The organism is Methylobacterium sp. Leaf100, assembly GCF_001422845.1.
In the GTDB taxonomy this organism is placed as follows: Bacteria; Pseudomonadota; Alphaproteobacteria; order Rhizobiales; family Beijerinckiaceae; genus Methylobacterium.
Window position 1 is genome coordinate 85,321 of sequence record NZ_LMMW01000045.1, and the last position, 12,683, is coordinate 98,003.

18 protein-coding genes and 2 tRNA genes are annotated in these 12,683 nt (G+C 68.0%); 13 read left to right on the forward strand and 7 right to left on the reverse strand.

Annotation, left to right across the window (positions count from 1 at the left end; all coding sequences use genetic code 11):
• Positions 1 to 51: 51 nt before the first annotated feature.
• The 3 genes from ASF25_RS22950 (at position 52) to ASF25_RS22955 (ending at position 1,487) form a co-directional block, all read left to right on the forward strand.
• Positions 52 to 462 carry a hypothetical protein gene (locus ASF25_RS22950; RefSeq protein WP_156369041.1) on the forward strand — a complete coding sequence of 137 codons (411 nt, stop codon included), beginning with the start codon at positions 52 to 54 and terminating at the stop codon, positions 460 to 462.
• A gap of 55 nt (positions 463 to 517) precedes the next feature.
• On the forward strand, positions 518 to 754 hold the full coding sequence (locus ASF25_RS16405; RefSeq protein ID WP_056305937.1) for a hypothetical protein: 237 nt from the start codon (positions 518 to 520) through the stop codon (positions 752 to 754).
• 580 nt (positions 755 to 1,334) lie between these two features.
• Positions 1,335 to 1,487 (forward strand): hypothetical protein, encoded by a 153-nt coding sequence (locus tag ASF25_RS22955; protein WP_156369042.1) that lies wholly within the window; start codon positions 1,335 to 1,337, stop codon positions 1,485 to 1,487.
• Between the two features lie 141 nt (positions 1,488 to 1,628).
• Here ASF25_RS22955 and ASF25_RS16410 read toward each other — a convergent pair.
• Positions 1,629 to 1,704: transfer RNA gene (locus ASF25_RS16410), tRNA-Lys, on the reverse strand.
• A gap of 122 nt (positions 1,705 to 1,826) precedes the next feature.
• On the opposite strand from ASF25_RS16410, the gene ASF25_RS16415 reads away from it, so the two are divergent.
• Positions 1,827 to 2,891: a hypothetical protein gene (locus ASF25_RS16415; RefSeq protein WP_056305939.1), complete on the forward strand. Its 1,065-nt coding sequence runs from the start codon at positions 1,827 to 1,829 to the stop codon at positions 2,889 to 2,891.
• A 7-nt stretch (positions 2,892 to 2,898) separates the two neighbouring features.
• Here the strand turns inward: ASF25_RS16415 and tgt are convergent, their stop codons facing one another.
• On the reverse strand, positions 2,899 to 4,074 hold the full coding sequence (tgt, locus tag ASF25_RS16420; protein WP_056173520.1) for a tRNA guanosine(34) transglycosylase Tgt: 1,176 nt from the start codon (positions 4,072 to 4,074) through the stop codon (positions 2,899 to 2,901).
• Between the two features lie 59 nt (positions 4,075 to 4,133).
• Entirely contained in the window at positions 4,134 to 5,219 is a 1,086-nt protein-coding gene (queA, locus tag ASF25_RS16425) for a tRNA preQ1(34) S-adenosylmethionine ribosyltransferase-isomerase QueA (protein WP_056305942.1), read from the reverse strand.
• 154 nt (positions 5,220 to 5,373) lie between these two features.
• Between queA and ASF25_RS16430 the strand changes: the two genes are divergently transcribed.
• From ASF25_RS16430 to ASF25_RS16440, 3 genes are all read left to right on the forward strand, one after another.
• On the forward strand, positions 5,374 to 5,625 hold the full coding sequence (locus ASF25_RS16430; protein ID WP_056305944.1) for a hypothetical protein: 252 nt from the start codon (positions 5,374 to 5,376) through the stop codon (positions 5,623 to 5,625).
• Between the two features lie 46 nt (positions 5,626 to 5,671).
• Positions 5,672 to 5,953, forward strand: a complete 282-nt coding sequence (locus tag ASF25_RS16435) for a hypothetical protein (protein ID WP_244473066.1) — start codon at positions 5,672 to 5,674, stop codon at positions 5,951 to 5,953.
• Between the two features lie 138 nt (positions 5,954 to 6,091).
• Entirely contained in the window at positions 6,092 to 6,979 is an 888-nt protein-coding gene (locus ASF25_RS16440; protein ID WP_056173505.1) for a cation diffusion facilitator family transporter, read from the forward strand.
• 29 nt (positions 6,980 to 7,008) lie between these two features.
• Here ASF25_RS16440 and ASF25_RS23105 read toward each other — a convergent pair whose 3' ends face one another.
• Positions 7,009 to 7,338: a hypothetical protein gene (locus tag ASF25_RS23105; RefSeq protein ID WP_056305948.1), complete on the reverse strand. Its 330-nt coding sequence runs from the start codon at positions 7,336 to 7,338 to the stop codon at positions 7,009 to 7,011.
• A 110-nt stretch (positions 7,339 to 7,448) separates the two neighbouring features.
• Positions 7,449 to 8,201, reverse strand: coding sequence for a lipoyl(octanoyl) transferase LipB (gene lipB / locus ASF25_RS16450; protein ID WP_244473067.1), 753 nt, complete (start codon positions 8,199 to 8,201; stop codon positions 7,449 to 7,451).
• A gap of 78 nt (positions 8,202 to 8,279) precedes the next feature.
• Here lipB and ASF25_RS16455 point away from each other — a divergent pair, with 78 nt between their 5' ends.
• The 5 genes from ASF25_RS16455 (at position 8,280) to ASF25_RS16475 (ending at position 9,928) form a co-directional block, all read left to right on the forward strand.
• Positions 8,280 to 8,582 carry a FliM/FliN family flagellar motor switch protein gene (locus ASF25_RS16455; RefSeq protein ID WP_056173501.1) on the forward strand — a complete coding sequence of 101 codons (303 nt, stop codon included), beginning with the start codon at positions 8,280 to 8,282 and terminating at the stop codon, positions 8,580 to 8,582.
• Between the two features lie 140 nt (positions 8,583 to 8,722).
• Positions 8,723 to 8,807: transfer RNA gene (locus ASF25_RS16460), tRNA-Leu, on the forward strand.
• 364 nt (positions 8,808 to 9,171) lie between these two features.
• Positions 9,172 to 9,354 carry a DUF3606 domain-containing protein gene (locus tag ASF25_RS16465; RefSeq protein ID WP_056095126.1) on the forward strand — a complete coding sequence of 61 codons (183 nt, stop codon included), beginning with the start codon at positions 9,172 to 9,174 and terminating at the stop codon, positions 9,352 to 9,354.
• A 116-nt stretch (positions 9,355 to 9,470) separates the two neighbouring features.
• Positions 9,471 to 9,635 carry a hypothetical protein gene (locus tag ASF25_RS16470; RefSeq protein WP_056262172.1) on the forward strand — a complete coding sequence of 55 codons (165 nt, stop codon included), beginning with the start codon at positions 9,471 to 9,473 and terminating at the stop codon, positions 9,633 to 9,635.
• Between the two features lie 86 nt (positions 9,636 to 9,721).
• On the forward strand, positions 9,722 to 9,928 hold the full coding sequence (locus ASF25_RS16475) for a DUF3606 domain-containing protein (protein WP_056173496.1): 207 nt from the start codon (positions 9,722 to 9,724) through the stop codon (positions 9,926 to 9,928).
• Positions 9,929 to 9,936: 8 nt separating this feature from the next.
• Here ASF25_RS16475 and ASF25_RS16480 read toward each other — a convergent pair whose 3' ends face one another.
• On the reverse strand, positions 9,937 to 10,389 hold the full coding sequence (locus ASF25_RS16480) for a DUF488 domain-containing protein (RefSeq protein WP_056305950.1): 453 nt from the start codon (positions 10,387 to 10,389) through the stop codon (positions 9,937 to 9,939).
• Between the two features lie 201 nt (positions 10,390 to 10,590).
• On the opposite strand from ASF25_RS16480, the gene ASF25_RS16485 reads away from it, so the two are divergent.
• The gene (locus ASF25_RS16485; protein ID WP_082479241.1) at positions 10,591 to 11,463 is read left to right on the forward strand and encodes a GH25 family lysozyme; all 873 of its coding nucleotides are present in this window, start codon (positions 10,591 to 10,593) and stop codon (positions 11,461 to 11,463) included.
• Positions 11,464 to 11,495: 32 nt separating this feature from the next.
• Here ASF25_RS16485 and ASF25_RS16490 read toward each other — a convergent pair whose 3' ends face one another.
• On the reverse strand, positions 11,496 to 12,176 hold the full coding sequence (locus ASF25_RS16490) for a hemolysin III family protein (RefSeq protein WP_056305952.1): 681 nt from the start codon (positions 12,174 to 12,176) through the stop codon (positions 11,496 to 11,498).
• Positions 12,177 to 12,683: the final 507 nt, after the last annotated feature.

Sequence of the window (12,683 nt, forward strand, 5' to 3'; positions counted from 1 at the left end):
CACAGGGGAAAACCAGTGATGCGTGGGACGAAGCAAGTGTTGGGTGGCCTCATGCTGGCAGTCACCCTGGCAAGTACGCTATCAACTGCTGCGTCGGCCGACTGCTTGCGGTCCGTCCACAATCGCTCGCCCTACACCCTGGTCGTGACACTGAATGACGGGCTTTCGATGACCGTGCGTCCAAGGTCGACCGTCGCGGTTCGGCTGTCCGGTCCAGGGAGCGTCGAGGTCGCGGCCTATTGTTCCGGCGCCGATGCAAGTGCCCCGATTCTCCGGCGGTCGTTCGATTATCAGGCCGTCCAGGACCGCTGCTTCTACGCCGTCGGACACCCGTTCTTCGAACGTGAGTTGGGTAACGGTTTCCTTCCGCGTGCGTCCGACACACCGTTTGCGCTGAACAATCCACGGCAGGGCGATCTCGTGTTGTTCGCGCGCGGATCAGAATGCTTGCCCACACGGTAGCCGCTAGTGCTTCGACCGTCCCAAACCGGAATGGAAGGCGGTCCGTTTCCCCTTCATGGTCAAGGAGATCACCATGTGGACCCTTCTCTGGGGCGACACCACCAATCAGGTGAGTGGGCAATGGAATCACGAGGAGCACGAGGGTTCGGAGAAGGCCCTCGCGGCTGCGAAGACGAAGATCGGCATGGGTTTGATCGCTCATTCCATTCACTCGCCCTCGGGGATCGCCTGGATGAGCGCCGATGAATTGAAGGGCGTGGCCGATAAGGCGGATGCGAAGGCGACGGGCTGAGCCGGTCCGTCTTCGCAGTCGTGCCGCGAAAGACGTCCTCGCTGACAATGATGCGTCCGGCATCGAACAGCCACGCACAGCGCGCCGCCATGATCTCGAGCGGGCCGGCCCTGAACGCGAGGATCGTATCCCCCTGCTGGATCCCGGCCATTTCCGTGGAACGATAGCCCGTCGGAACGATGTCGGCGAGCAGGATTGCTGCAGGTGCCGGTGACCCGGACCACGGCATCCTGCACGTATTCGCAGACTGGAACGGGCTTGTGATCGGCTTGAACTCGGCCGGGGCTGGGATCGTTCACCGCCGACATGCCGTCGCTCCTCATGCCGGATGGTGCGAAACTGGCCCAGACGGGGCGGGTTCTCCGATACATCGCCGAGCCGGAGCACAGCGAGCTCGCCCCGGCGCACCTTGGTCTTTTGTCGTAAATCCACACGCTGCCGTTCACGACACCCAGCCGGCTCCGTCGTTGCGGTGCGGACTCTGGCTCGGTGCCCCGTGTCACGACGGCCCGGTGTTCAACTGGACAGCCGAGGTCGTGTCCTTCCACCATCGGCGAGGTGAGAGAGGCCGAGGGAGCCGGTGATGGACGAGGCGAGGTTTCGGGCCCTGGAGGCGCGCATCGCGGCGTTGGAAAGCGCGCTGGAAAGCACACGGAACGACATCCAATGGGCGACGGCCTTGATCTTCGTCGTCCCGATCGGCCTCATGATCGTGCTTCGTGTGTGGTCCTGACGCCACCCTCCGACCGGCCGGGGCAATTGGAGCCCCGGGGGCGACGGCAATCGCGTTGCTACAGCAGAGCAAGCCGTCGAAACAGCAGCGCTTCGGCCGCACGCAGATTGCGGCCCGGTACGTTGTGGTGGCTGGGGAATTTGGTGAGCGCGTTGGGGTTCGAACCCAAGACCTACAGATTAAAAGTCCGTTGCTCTACCAGCTGAGCTACGCGCTCGCGTCCGTGGCGGGGGCATTAAGGCCCGGGTCCGTCGGGAGGCGACGCCCGCAATAGGGGCTCGACGGGTGGGGGTCAACCGCGCCAAACCGCCTTCCTGTGGGCGTGGCGGCTGGGATGTGATGAGCGCAGTGGCGGAACGGGAGTGGCGGGCCGGAGCCTGGCAGGGGTTCGCCCGGGTGTTCGGCCTGTCGGTCGCCGGCTTCGGGCTGGCGGCGTTCGGGTTCGTCGCCGTGCTCGACCCCTATGGCCTGCGGGTCGGGCCCGGGCGGACGCCGGCGCCCTTGATGGATGGCAACCAGCGCTTCATGTACCCCCAGGTCGCCCGCAGCGGCCTCTACGACGCGGCGGTCTTCGGTTCCTCCACGTCACGGCTCCTCGATCCGGATCGGCTCGGACCCGTGCTCGGCGGCCGCTTCGCCAACTTCGCCATGAACGCCGCGACGCCGTTCGAGCAAATGTCCATCGCCCGGGTCTTCCTGCGGTACGCCGCGCCGAAAGTCGTGGTGTTCGGCCTCGACGCCAATTGGTGCGCGGCCGATGCCGACACGAAGCGCCTCACGTTCCGGCCGTTCCCCGCCTGGCTCTACGCGGAGGGGACACCCTGGGGCGGCCTGCGGCAGTTCAACGGGCAGGGCCTCGCCGCGGCCTGGCGCGTGGCGCTGGCCCGCTGGGCCGGTGTGCCGGCGCGGCTGCGGGCGGACGGCTATGCCGTCTTCACGCCGCCCGAGGCGGACTACGACGCCCGCCGCGCCGCGGCCCATATCCATGGCGGCGGCGCGGCGATGCCCGAGGCGGCCCCGGTCGATCCGCCGGTCGATGCCGTGGCGGCGCCGATGCCGGCGCTGGGCTGGCTCGACGATCTCCTCGGCGCGATGCCACCGGACACGCGCAAGGTGCTCGCCTTCATGCCGGTGCACGTGGCGGCGCAGGGTCTGCCCGGCACGGCCAATGGTGCGCGCGAGGCGGCCTGCAAGGCGCGGGTCGCCGCGATCGGCGCCCGGCGCGGCGCCCGCGTGGTAGACTTCCGAATCCCCTCCCCGGTAACGACCGAGGACACGAATTACTGGGACGCCCTTCATTACAGGCTGCCCATCGCCGAACGCATCGTCACCGCCCTGGGGGCTGCCGTCGCGACGGGCACCGACGATCCGGACGGCTTCTACAGGGTTTTGCCCCGCCCCTGAGGGGCGTTCAGGCGGCGCGCTCGGCCTCCGCCTTCGCCCAGGCCTCCCGGGTCCCGTCGCAGAAATCGGCGAGGCGGCCTTGCGCGATGGCGCCGCGCATCCCGGCCATGAGGTCCTGATAGTACGACAGGTTGTTCCAGGTGAGCAGCATCATCCCCAGGATCTCGTCCGTGCGCACGAGGTGATGGAGATAGGCGCGGCTGTAGTCCCGCGCCGCCGGGCAGGACGACGTTTCGTCGAGGGGCCGGGTGTCCTCGCCGTGGCGGGCGTTGCGCAGGTTGATCCGGCCGTGGCGGGTATAGGCGAGGCCGTGCCGCCCGGCTCGGGTCGGCATCACGCAGTCGAACATGTCGATGCCGCGGGAGACCGAACGCATGAGGTCGTCGGGCGTGCCGACCCCCATGAGGTAGCGCGGCTTGCCGGCGGGAAGATGCGGCTCCACCGTCTCGATCATCGCCAGCATCACCGCCTGGGGCTCGCCCACCGCGAGGCCGCCGATGGCGTAGCCCTTGAGGTCGAGATCCACGAGGGCGCGCGCGCTCTCCACCCGCAGATCGGGACTGTCGCCACCCTGCACGATGCCGAACATCGCTTTGCCGGGCTGCTCGCCGAACTGCACGCGGCAGCGCTCCGCCCACCGCAGGGACAGGTGCATCGCCTTTTCGATGGTGGCCCGGTCGGCGGGCAGCCGAACGCATTCGTCGAGCTGCATCTGGATGTCGGAGCCCAGCAGCCCCTGGATCTCGATGGACCGTTCCGGGCTCATGTGGTGGGTCGAACCGTCGACATGCGAGCGGAAGGTGACGCCCTGCTCGTCGAGCTTGCGCAGGGCCGAGAGCGACATCACCTGGAAGCCGCCGGAATCCGTGAGGATCGGCTGTGGCCAGTTCATGAACCGGTGCAGGCCGCCGAGCCGCGCCATGCGCTCGGGGCCGGGCCGCAGCATCAGGTGGTAGGTGTTGCCGAGCACCACGTCGGCGCCCAACTCCCGCACCTGACCCGGATACATCGCCTTGACGGTGGCGGCCGTGCCGACGGGCATGAAGGCGGGCGTCCGAATGGTGCCGCGCGGCATGCTGATCGCGCCGGTGCGCGCGGGTCCGTCGGTGGCATCCACCCGGAAGGTGAACGCGCTCGGAAGGGGGGACGTGCTCGGAAGGGGGGACGTGGCTGGTTCGGACATCGGCGCTCCTTAGCACCGGATCGACCGGGTGGGCAGGCGGGACGGTGCGCCGGCCTCCCCTACCGCCCCGCCGGAAACAGCAGGCTCGAATCCCCGTAGGAGTAGAACCGGTATCCGTGCTCGATCGCGTGCGCGTAGGCGGCCCGCATGGTCTCCAGGCCCGAAAAGGCCGAGACCAGCATGAACAGGGTCGAGCGCGGCAGGTGGAAGTTGGTCATGAGGGCGTCGACGGCGTGGATCGGCGTCTCGGGCGTGATGAAGATCTCCGTCGGACCCGAGAACGGGTGCAGCCGCCCCTGCGCGTCGGCGGCACTCTCGAGGAGGCGAAGGGCGGTGGTGCCCACCGCCACGATGCGCCCGCCCGCCGCGCGGGTCCGGTTGAGGGCATCGGCCGTCTCCGCCGTGAGGATGCCGATCTCCGCATGCATGCGGTGATCCTGCGTGTCGTCGGCCTTCACCGGGAGGAAGGTGCCGGCTCCCACGTGCAGGGTCACGCGGTGGCGGTGGAGACCGGCGGCATCGAGATCGGCGAGGAGTGATTCCGAGAAATGCAGGCCGGCGGTGGGAGCCGCCACGGCCCCGGGCCGAGCGGCATAGACGGTCTGGTAATCCGTGGCGTCCTGGGCATCCGTCGGGCGCTTTCCGGCGATGTAGGGCGGCAGCGGCAGGCTGCCGGTGGCGGCGATGGCGGCGTCGAGGGCCGGACCCGAGAGGTCGAACCGCAGGGTGATCTCGCCGGCCTCGCCCTTCTCCTGAATGGTTGCGTCGAGGCCGCCGAGGTCGCAGGGCTCGCTCGTCCCGTGGCGGCCGAACGCCACGCGATCCCCCGGCGCGAGGCGCTTCGCCGGTCGGGCGAAGGCGCGCCAGGTGTCCAGGCCGGCGCGCAGGTGCAGCATCGCCTCCATGCGCAGGCCGGGGGAGCCGGGACGATGACGGATGCCGGTGAGCCGGGCCGGGATGACCCGTGTGTCGTTGAACACCAGGGCGTCACCCGGCCGCAGGAGGCCGGGCAGGTCGCGCACGGCCCGGTCTTCGAAGGGCTCGCCCGGCCGCACCACGAGGAGACGGCCGGCATCGCGGGGGGTCGGGGGCCGCAGGGCGATGTTCCCCTCGGGCAACTCGAAATCGAAGAGATCGACGCGCATGCCGCGCCAACAGCACGGTTTGACGGGTCGGATCAATGGGCGCGACTCTCGGATCGATGAGCGGGGACTTGGGAGTGCGGGAACTCGGGCGCACCGCTCCGGTTCATGCTTCACCCGTACGGATGCCGTGCGAGAAGGCAGAGCGAGCTTCCGAATGACTTGGTATGCGTTGAGACCCCGCGATCCCGCCGATCCGCGCTGGCCCCTGGCCGACAGCCCGAGCATCACCCTCAAGGCGGACGATCCGCAGGCGGCACGGGACAAGTTCACGGCGGCCTATCCGAGTCGTCCGTTCGGCACGCCGGGTTCGCCCGTGGCCGATGCGGGCGATGCGGGATTCCGCGACGACCCCGATGCGCTGCTCGTCGAGGAAGCGCCGGAGCCGCAGAGCCCGCCGCCCGCCTGAGCACGGGTCCGCTCCCAACCCCTTCTCCATTCCGGGAAGCCGCGCCATGCCCCCGTCCGCTTCGAACACCAAGCCTCCCAGGGCGAAGCCGTCCGCCGTGTCGTCGCCCCGGCGCGTGACCCTGAATTCGCAGCTGCTCACCTATTGGGAGCGCGAAGCGGTCCGCCTCGACGCCCTCGCGGCCTCCACCCGGTGGCGTTGGATCGCGCGGGGCTACGCCAGAAAGGCCGAGCGGGCGCGCGCCCAGGCGGCCCGGAGCGCCGATCGGGAGGCCGCCCGCGGCCGGATTCCTGAGGCCATGCGCGACGGCGACGAACCGGCCACCTGACGGCAGGGGGTAAAGCAGCGGTTATAGCCGAGCCTCAATCGTTCAGTGGCGGGTTCAACCTTTGCCGTGGCCTTGGGGGCGTACGGGCGCGTAAGGGCGGGTTCGATCGGACCCCGACCCCGACCCTGGAATGCCGTGATGGACCGCACTCAGAAGGCCGCCCTGGCGAGCGCCGCCATCGGCACCCTCGTCACCGGCGTCAAGTTCGCGGCCTTCGCCCTCACGGGCAGCCTCGCGCTCTACTCCGATGCCCTCGAAAGCATCATCAACGTGGTGGCGGCGGCCTTCGCCTTCGTCGCCCTGCGGGTGGCCGCACGCCCGGCCGACGACGATCACCCCTACGGCCACCACAAGGCCGAGTACTTCTCCGCCGTCATCGAGGGCGCGCTCATCATCGCGGCGGCGATGCTGATCCTGCGCGAGGCGTTCCACGGCATCCTCGATCCGAAGCCCCTCGACGCGCCGGTCCTCGGTCTAGCCGTGAACGGCGTCGCGACGGCGATCAACGGGGTGTGGGCGGTCTATCTCCTGGGCCGCGCCAAGGCCTGGCGCTCGCCGGCCCTGGTGGCCGATGCCCGCCACGTCATGGCCGACGTGGTGACCTCCCTGGGGGTACTCGTGGGTCTCGGCCTCGTACTCCTCACGGGAGCGGCGGTTCTCGATCCCATCATCGCCGGTCTGGTCGCCCTCAACATCCTGTGGTCCGGCTGGACCATGGTGCGCGACTCGGTGAGTGGCCTCCTCGATCGTGCCGCCCCGCCCGAGATGGTGACGAAGATCCGCGAACTCATCTCGCTCCACGGAGAGGGCGCCCTGGAAGCGCACGACGTCCGGACCCGCCACGCCGGGCAGGCCACCTTCATCGACTTCCACCTCGTGGTGCCGGGCGAGATGACGGTGCGGGATTCCCACGAGATCTGCGACCGCCTGGAAGCGGCCATCGAGGGCGCCGTCGAGGGCGCCGTCGTGGTGATCCATGTGGAGCCGGGCGAGCAGGCCAAGGGACGCGGGGTGCCGGTGGTGTGACAGTCGCATCCGGTCCTCGGTTCCCAACACTATCGGATTGCGCCGGGCGGGGCTGCCGCTTTCGACTCCGATATCTGGATGCGGGCGGCGAACCACGTGAATCCGGCCGAGAGGATCAGAAGACCTGTGACGACTGTGTTAGCGAAGTGTAGCGGACCACTATCGGTTTCCTCGACGCCGATGGCGAAGGTCCACCAGGCGAGTTCCGCACTGCCGTAGAGGATCACGGCCGCGTAGAGCCAAGCAAACGCGTATCGCCAAAGGGCGACGGCCGCTCTCCGACCGAACAGGCTACCGCAAATCGTAAGTGCGACCGCTGGACCGAACAGGAGGACGAGAAGGACCAAGTGCGTCTCCATGGAAATCCTGGTAACCGCTGCTTTGACGCAACGATGGTCTTCGCGTGATAGAATGCGCCGTCCATACTGATCCAGCAGTGTGGAGTATGCGCCGAAGCCCGGTGGTGGCGCTATGGTGCTCCATCGACCTTGAGTTGCAGCGTTTCCCCGAAGATCGCCTCGAACGCTGCGCGCAGCTGCATGTCCACCTCCGGCAGGGTCACGAGATGGCCGAGATCGACGAGGCTGGTGACGCCGTGGCCGGTGATGCCGCAGGGCACGATGCCGGTGAAGTGCGCGAGATCCGGCTCCACGTTGATGCTGATGCCGTGGAAGCTCACCCAACGCCGAACCCGGATGCCGATGGCGGCGATCTTGTCCTCGACTCCCTCGCCGTCGACCTGCCCCTTCTCAGGGCGGCGCACCCAGACGCCGACGCGGTCCTCGCGCCGCTCGCCCCGGACGTTGAAGGCCTCGAGGGTTGCGATCACCCACGCTTCCAGGGCGGCCACGTAGGCGCGCAGGTCCGTGCGCCGGCGGTTGAGGTCGAGCATCACGTAGGCCACCCGCTGGCCGGGACCGTGATAGGTGTATTGCCCGCCCCGGCCGGTCCGATGAACGGGAAAACGCTCTGGATCGACGAGGTCGGCCGCCCGCGCCGAGGTGCCGGCCGTGTAGAGCGGCGGATGCTCCAGCAGCCATACGCATTCCCGGGCCTGCCCCGCCGCGATCTCGGCGGCCCTCGCTTCCATGTAGACGACGGCCTCCTCGTAGGGGACCGGCACGTCGCTGATCCGCCATTCTACGGGCGGCGAACCGGCGCGGGCGAAGAAATCCCCGGTTCGGACGCCGAGCCGTGGGGCGATTAGCGATTCGTTTACCAAGGCTTCACCATCGCGCATGGACAGTCGGTTCCGGGGCCGGTGCGGGTGCGCGCTCCCCAGGGTGAAGGAACGGGTCGCGTGGCGGTTCTCGAAGATCTCAAGGTCGACCTCAAGGTGGTTCTCGGGCGCCGGCACATGCCCCTGCACATCCTGCTGCGCATGGGGCGCGGCGCCGTCATCGAACTCGAAGCCACGGAGAGCGATATGGTGGAGATTCTGGCCAACGACCATCCGATCGCGCGGGGCCAGATCGTGGTGACGGGAAACCGCATCTCCGTCGAGGTCACCGAGCTGATCCGCAAGGCGGAGGTGGTGCGCCTGCCCGGGGTCACCATCGGCGAAGGCGCTGTTCCGGTCCTCGACGGCGTCGATTTCCTCTGAAGCCGCGATTTCCTGCAAACCCGCGATTTCCTGCAAACCCGCTTGTCGGCTCCAGATCCATCTGCTATTTGCTGCGCCGCGCCAGACGAAACGGACGCCTCGCCCGACCGGGCCGGCTTCGAGACGATGGTGACGACGATGCGGCCATGGCGGAATTGGTAGACGCGCTAGCTTGAGGTGCTAGTCCTGCAAGGGGTGGAGGTTCGAGTCCTCTTGGCCGCACCAACATAACGATGTTGGTGCTTGAGACTTCCGAGGTGCGGCGAGGATTTATCCGCCGACCTCGGCTCTGGGAACAGGTCTGCCGCAACGGTCGGCAACGTTCCCTCGCTCGGTGACGAGCGCGAAGATCATACATTCTCCCGCGTGGCTTTGCGAAATCGGTGGGTTGTCCGAGGTCCGATTCATTCGGAGCCGGATGTGCTGGCGTCTGCCGGAGCGGAGTGGGATCGCCACCGCTCCGGGTTCGGCGCGGCTGGCGGTAACCCTGGACCTTCACGACTGCACGGCCCGGTCGGCCTCCGAGCCCCCCGAGAAACTTTCGCATGCGGGCCTGCGAGCGGCGCGCCTTTGGTTTGGAGGAACGGACATGGCCGGGTTGAAGGACAAGCGAGGCTTCATCGACAAGGACCGGCTCGATCTGTCGGAGCGCAAGGCCGTCGAGTTCTGGATGAAACGATGGGGCGTCACGCAGGATCAGCTCACCACCGCGCATCGGAAGGCCGGCCGCATGGTCAAGGACATCGCCGCGGAGCTGGGCAAGAAGCGATAGGCGATCCGGTCGGCGTACGCCGAACGCGGCGGCTGGGGCGTCCCCCTACCCGCCGCCGCGTCGCCGGAACGCGACGGCTCTTCGGGAGCCCGCGCGCGAATTCGACGTTACCGCACATGACCCAGATGCCAGACGACAACCTCGACCATTATACCCTCGGCTTCCATGCGCCGCGCAAAGGTTTGCGTCGCCAGGATTGCCCCTATGCGGAGGGCACCGAGGCGCACGCGCAATGGACGGCCGGATACGATGCGGCGGTGAAGGACGGCAAGGAAGCGTGAGCGGCATTCCGGACGCCACCGAACCGCGGCCCACCGGGTCGCGTTGATCCGGTGCTTGTCTCGAGCCCCCCGACCGTGGACGCCCCATGAACGAGAACCTGAAGCCCGATCCGCATGCCCCGAGATCGGTGAACGTCACCGAGCCTTGGACGCGGGCCTATTGGGCGCGCTACTTCGAGGTCCCGGTGGAAGCCGTCGAGGACGCCGTCGCCACGGTGGGCGAGGATCCGGGCGCCGTCGCGGCCCATCTCGGCAAGTCCTGGCCGGCGCAGGATGGCGGCGGCATCGTCTGACGGCATTCCTAGACGTCCACCCCGTAGAGATCGACGGTGACGAAGCCGCGCGCTTCCATGCGCTCGGCCAAGACCCGGCGGTGGCAGCGGGCGGGGTCGCGCTCGAAGCACATCAGGCAGGTCGGACTTCGGGCGGCAAGGTCGCACAGGGCGTCTAGGGCGAGGCTGCCATCCGCGGTGTCGAGGACCTCCTCACAGTAGATCTGGCGCATGAGCGCGGGGTCGTCCGCTCGCGCGGCCTGCCGACCGGCTTTCGGGGTCCCAAGGGTCCGGGCGTGATTGTAGGATAGACCGGCCGCTTCGAGGCCGGCTTTCAGGGCGCCCTTGGAAAACCCGCGTTTGCGCGAGTTCGCCACGGCGCGGACATCGGCGAGTGTCCCGACCCCGGCATCCGTGAGGGCCAGGGTGAAGCGCTCGGGATCGAGGCCTTCGTAGCCGATGGTGAACACAGTCTTACGCATCCGGCCTCCTCTGCAAATGCTGCGTTTCGAGCGGGACTTAGGTGTCTTCCGGCCTGTGGCCAACCGTGGAACCTGCGGCGTATGTGGCTGACCGGTCACGACTTCCCGAAAACCGCCGCATTGCCGTCAAAGCTCTGTTAACCGCGCACGGGCATCCCTTACCCGTTGTTGCGTTCGTGGAAAGTGATGGGCCGGGCATTGATGTCGCTGACGAACAGGACTGCCCCGACCGTCCGCCGTACCCGCCGTGGTGAAACGCGCCTCGGTGGCTGGGCGAGCCGGATCGCCGGAATCGCCCTTCTCGCGGGCCTCGCCGCCTGCTCCGGCACGGCGACGGACTTCTATCCGACCAAGGGCGACGTGAAGCCCCATCCCGGCGTCGCGCGCGCCAAGCAGCATCCGATCCAGGGCATCGACATTTCGAAGTGGCAGGGCCCCATCGACTGGACGTCGGTGCGGGCGGCCGGCACACAGTTCGCCTTCATCAAGGCGACGGAGGGCGGCGACCACGTCGACGAGCGGTTCCGCGCGAATTGGGACGGTGCGGCCCGGGCCGGCGTTCCGCGTGGGGCCTATCATTTCGTGTTCTGGTGCCGCTCGGCCCAGGACCAGATCGAGTGGTTCAAGAAGAACGTCCCGCAGGATCCGACCGCCCTCCCCCCGGTTCTCGACGTGGAGTGGAACGGCCATTCGCAGCTTTGCCCGAAGAAGCTGCCGAAGGCCCAGGCGCTGGGAATGATCCGCTACATGCTCGACGAGATGGAGCGCTACACCGGCAAGCGCCCGATCATCTACACGGACATCACGTTCCACAAGGACGTACTCGAGGACGAGCTGCCGGATTACCCCCACTGGGTCCGCTCCACCGCGGCCGAGCCCGAGCAGCGCTTCGCCAAGCGCAAGTGGATGCTGTGGCAGTTCACTTCCACCGGCCGGGTGCCGGGCGTGCGCGGCGACGTCGACCGCAATGCCTTCTACGGATCGACGGCCGAATGGGCCTCGTTCCTGGCCACCGATTGCGACCCGCGCGACCACCATTCCCTATCCGGACGGGGCCTCTGCGCCGGCAAGTAACGGAGGCGAAACGGACACAACGTCCAAAGGGTTCAGGCCCCGGCCTGGACCACGGTGGTGATCACCGTGCCGTAGTGACAGGCCGTGGCGGCCAGCACGAAGGCGTGCCAGATGGCATTCTGGTACGGCAGGCTGCGCCAGACGTGGAACACCACGCCGAAGGAGTAGAGCAGTCCGCCAATGGCGAGCAGCCACAGGGCGGTGGGCTCGAGCCGCGCGATCACCGAATCGTAGGCCGCCAGTCCGCTCCAGCCGAGAAGCAGGTAGAGCCCGATGGCGGCCCGGTCGAAGCGTCCCGGCAGCGTCAGCTTGAGGGTGATGCCGATGCCGGCCACCAGCCACACGGTGGCGAGGAGGCCCCAGGCGATGGCGCCGGTGCCGACCAGGGCGACCAGCGGCGTATAGGTACCGGCGATCATGAGATAGATCAGCGCGTGATCGGCACGGCGCAGGAGCCACTTCCGGCGGCCCACCGGCCACATGTTGTAGGTCGCCGAAACGCCGAGCATCGAGACGAGGGCGGCGCCGTAGACAGCGACCGCCGCCTGATCGATGGCAGGGAGCGGCGTCAGGGCCGCGAGGATCACGATCGCGATGGCCCCGGCGAGGCCGAGGGCCACGCCGAGGAAGTGGACGATCCCGTCGGCGAGAAGCTCGCGCGGGGTGTAGTTCCAGTTCAGCCCCGCGGGGCGTCCATCCTCTGCCAGGAACATCGCTGACTCCGATCGGTCATACGAAAGCTACGCTTGGCCGTGCCGGAGCGTTCCCGGCGAAAACTACCGAGTTCGTGCTGTCCACAGGAATAGCTTCGTGCCGACACGCTTCCGGCAGCGTGTGACACGGATTCGCGCCTGCCTGGGTGTGGCTTGGCCTACCCCGGAAGCAATCCGGAGTAGCGGCTCGCGATCACAACGGCCCAAGCGATTCCCAGCACACCCGTGAGGCCGAAGACGATGCGGCGCGTCTGGCGATCGCGCGTGTGACGGCGGACAGGTCTTGCCGAAGACCGGGGCTCGATCTTCACGGTTTCGGTGCTCGAAATGGGCTCTACCAAAGGCTTACCAAGCGTCATGCAGTCGTGGTCCTCGTTCGTTGGGCGCGGAGAGAACGCGAAATGCCGAGCGTCGCCGGAGGCGTAACGCGCGTGCGTCGATCAGGTTCGCTGCATCGCAATAATGCGCGGCTTCCGAACGATGGTGTACCCTGGCGGCCGAGGGAAG

Bases quoted from the DNA above. Each gene is read 5' to 3' on its own strand.
- ASF25_RS22950 (WP_156369041.1), top strand. From the start codon at position 52: ATGCTGGCAGTCACCCTGGCAAGTACGCTATCAACTGCTGCGTCGGCC.
- ASF25_RS16405 (WP_056305937.1), top strand. From the start codon at position 518: ATGGTCAAGGAGATCACCATGTGGACCCTTCTCTGGGGCGACACCACC.
- ASF25_RS16415 (WP_056305939.1), top strand. From the start codon at position 1,827: ATGAGCGCAGTGGCGGAACGGGAGTGGCGGGCCGGAGCCTGGCAGGGG.
- tgt (WP_056173520.1), bottom strand. From the start codon at position 4,074: ATGTCCGAACCAGCCACGTCCCCCCTTCCGAGCACGTCCCCCCTTCCG.
- queA (WP_056305942.1), bottom strand. From the start codon at position 5,219: ATGCGCGTCGATCTCTTCGATTTCGAGTTGCCCGAGGGGAACATCGCC.
- ASF25_RS16430 (WP_056305944.1), top strand. From the start codon at position 5,374: ATGACTTGGTATGCGTTGAGACCCCGCGATCCCGCCGATCCGCGCTGG.
- ASF25_RS16435 (WP_244473066.1), top strand. From the start codon at position 5,672: ATGCCCCCGTCCGCTTCGAACACCAAGCCTCCCAGGGCGAAGCCGTCC.
- ASF25_RS16440 (WP_056173505.1), top strand. From the start codon at position 6,092: ATGGACCGCACTCAGAAGGCCGCCCTGGCGAGCGCCGCCATCGGCACC.
- ASF25_RS23105 (WP_056305948.1), bottom strand. From the start codon at position 7,338: ATGGAGACGCACTTGGTCCTTCTCGTCCTCCTGTTCGGTCCAGCGGTC.
- ASF25_RS16465 (WP_056095126.1), top strand. From the start codon at position 9,172: ATGGCCGGGTTGAAGGACAAGCGAGGCTTCATCGACAAGGACCGGCTC.
- ASF25_RS16470 (WP_056262172.1), top strand. From the start codon at position 9,471: ATGACCCAGATGCCAGACGACAACCTCGACCATTATACCCTCGGCTTC.
- ASF25_RS16475 (WP_056173496.1), top strand. From the start codon at position 9,722: ATGAACGAGAACCTGAAGCCCGATCCGCATGCCCCGAGATCGGTGAAC.
- ASF25_RS16480 (WP_056305950.1), bottom strand. From the start codon at position 10,389: ATGCGTAAGACTGTGTTCACCATCGGCTACGAAGGCCTCGATCCCGAG.
- ASF25_RS16485 (WP_082479241.1), top strand. From the start codon at position 10,591: ATGTCGCTGACGAACAGGACTGCCCCGACCGTCCGCCGTACCCGCCGT.
- ASF25_RS16490 (WP_056305952.1), bottom strand. From the start codon at position 12,176: ATGTTCCTGGCAGAGGATGGACGCCCCGCGGGGCTGAACTGGAACTAC.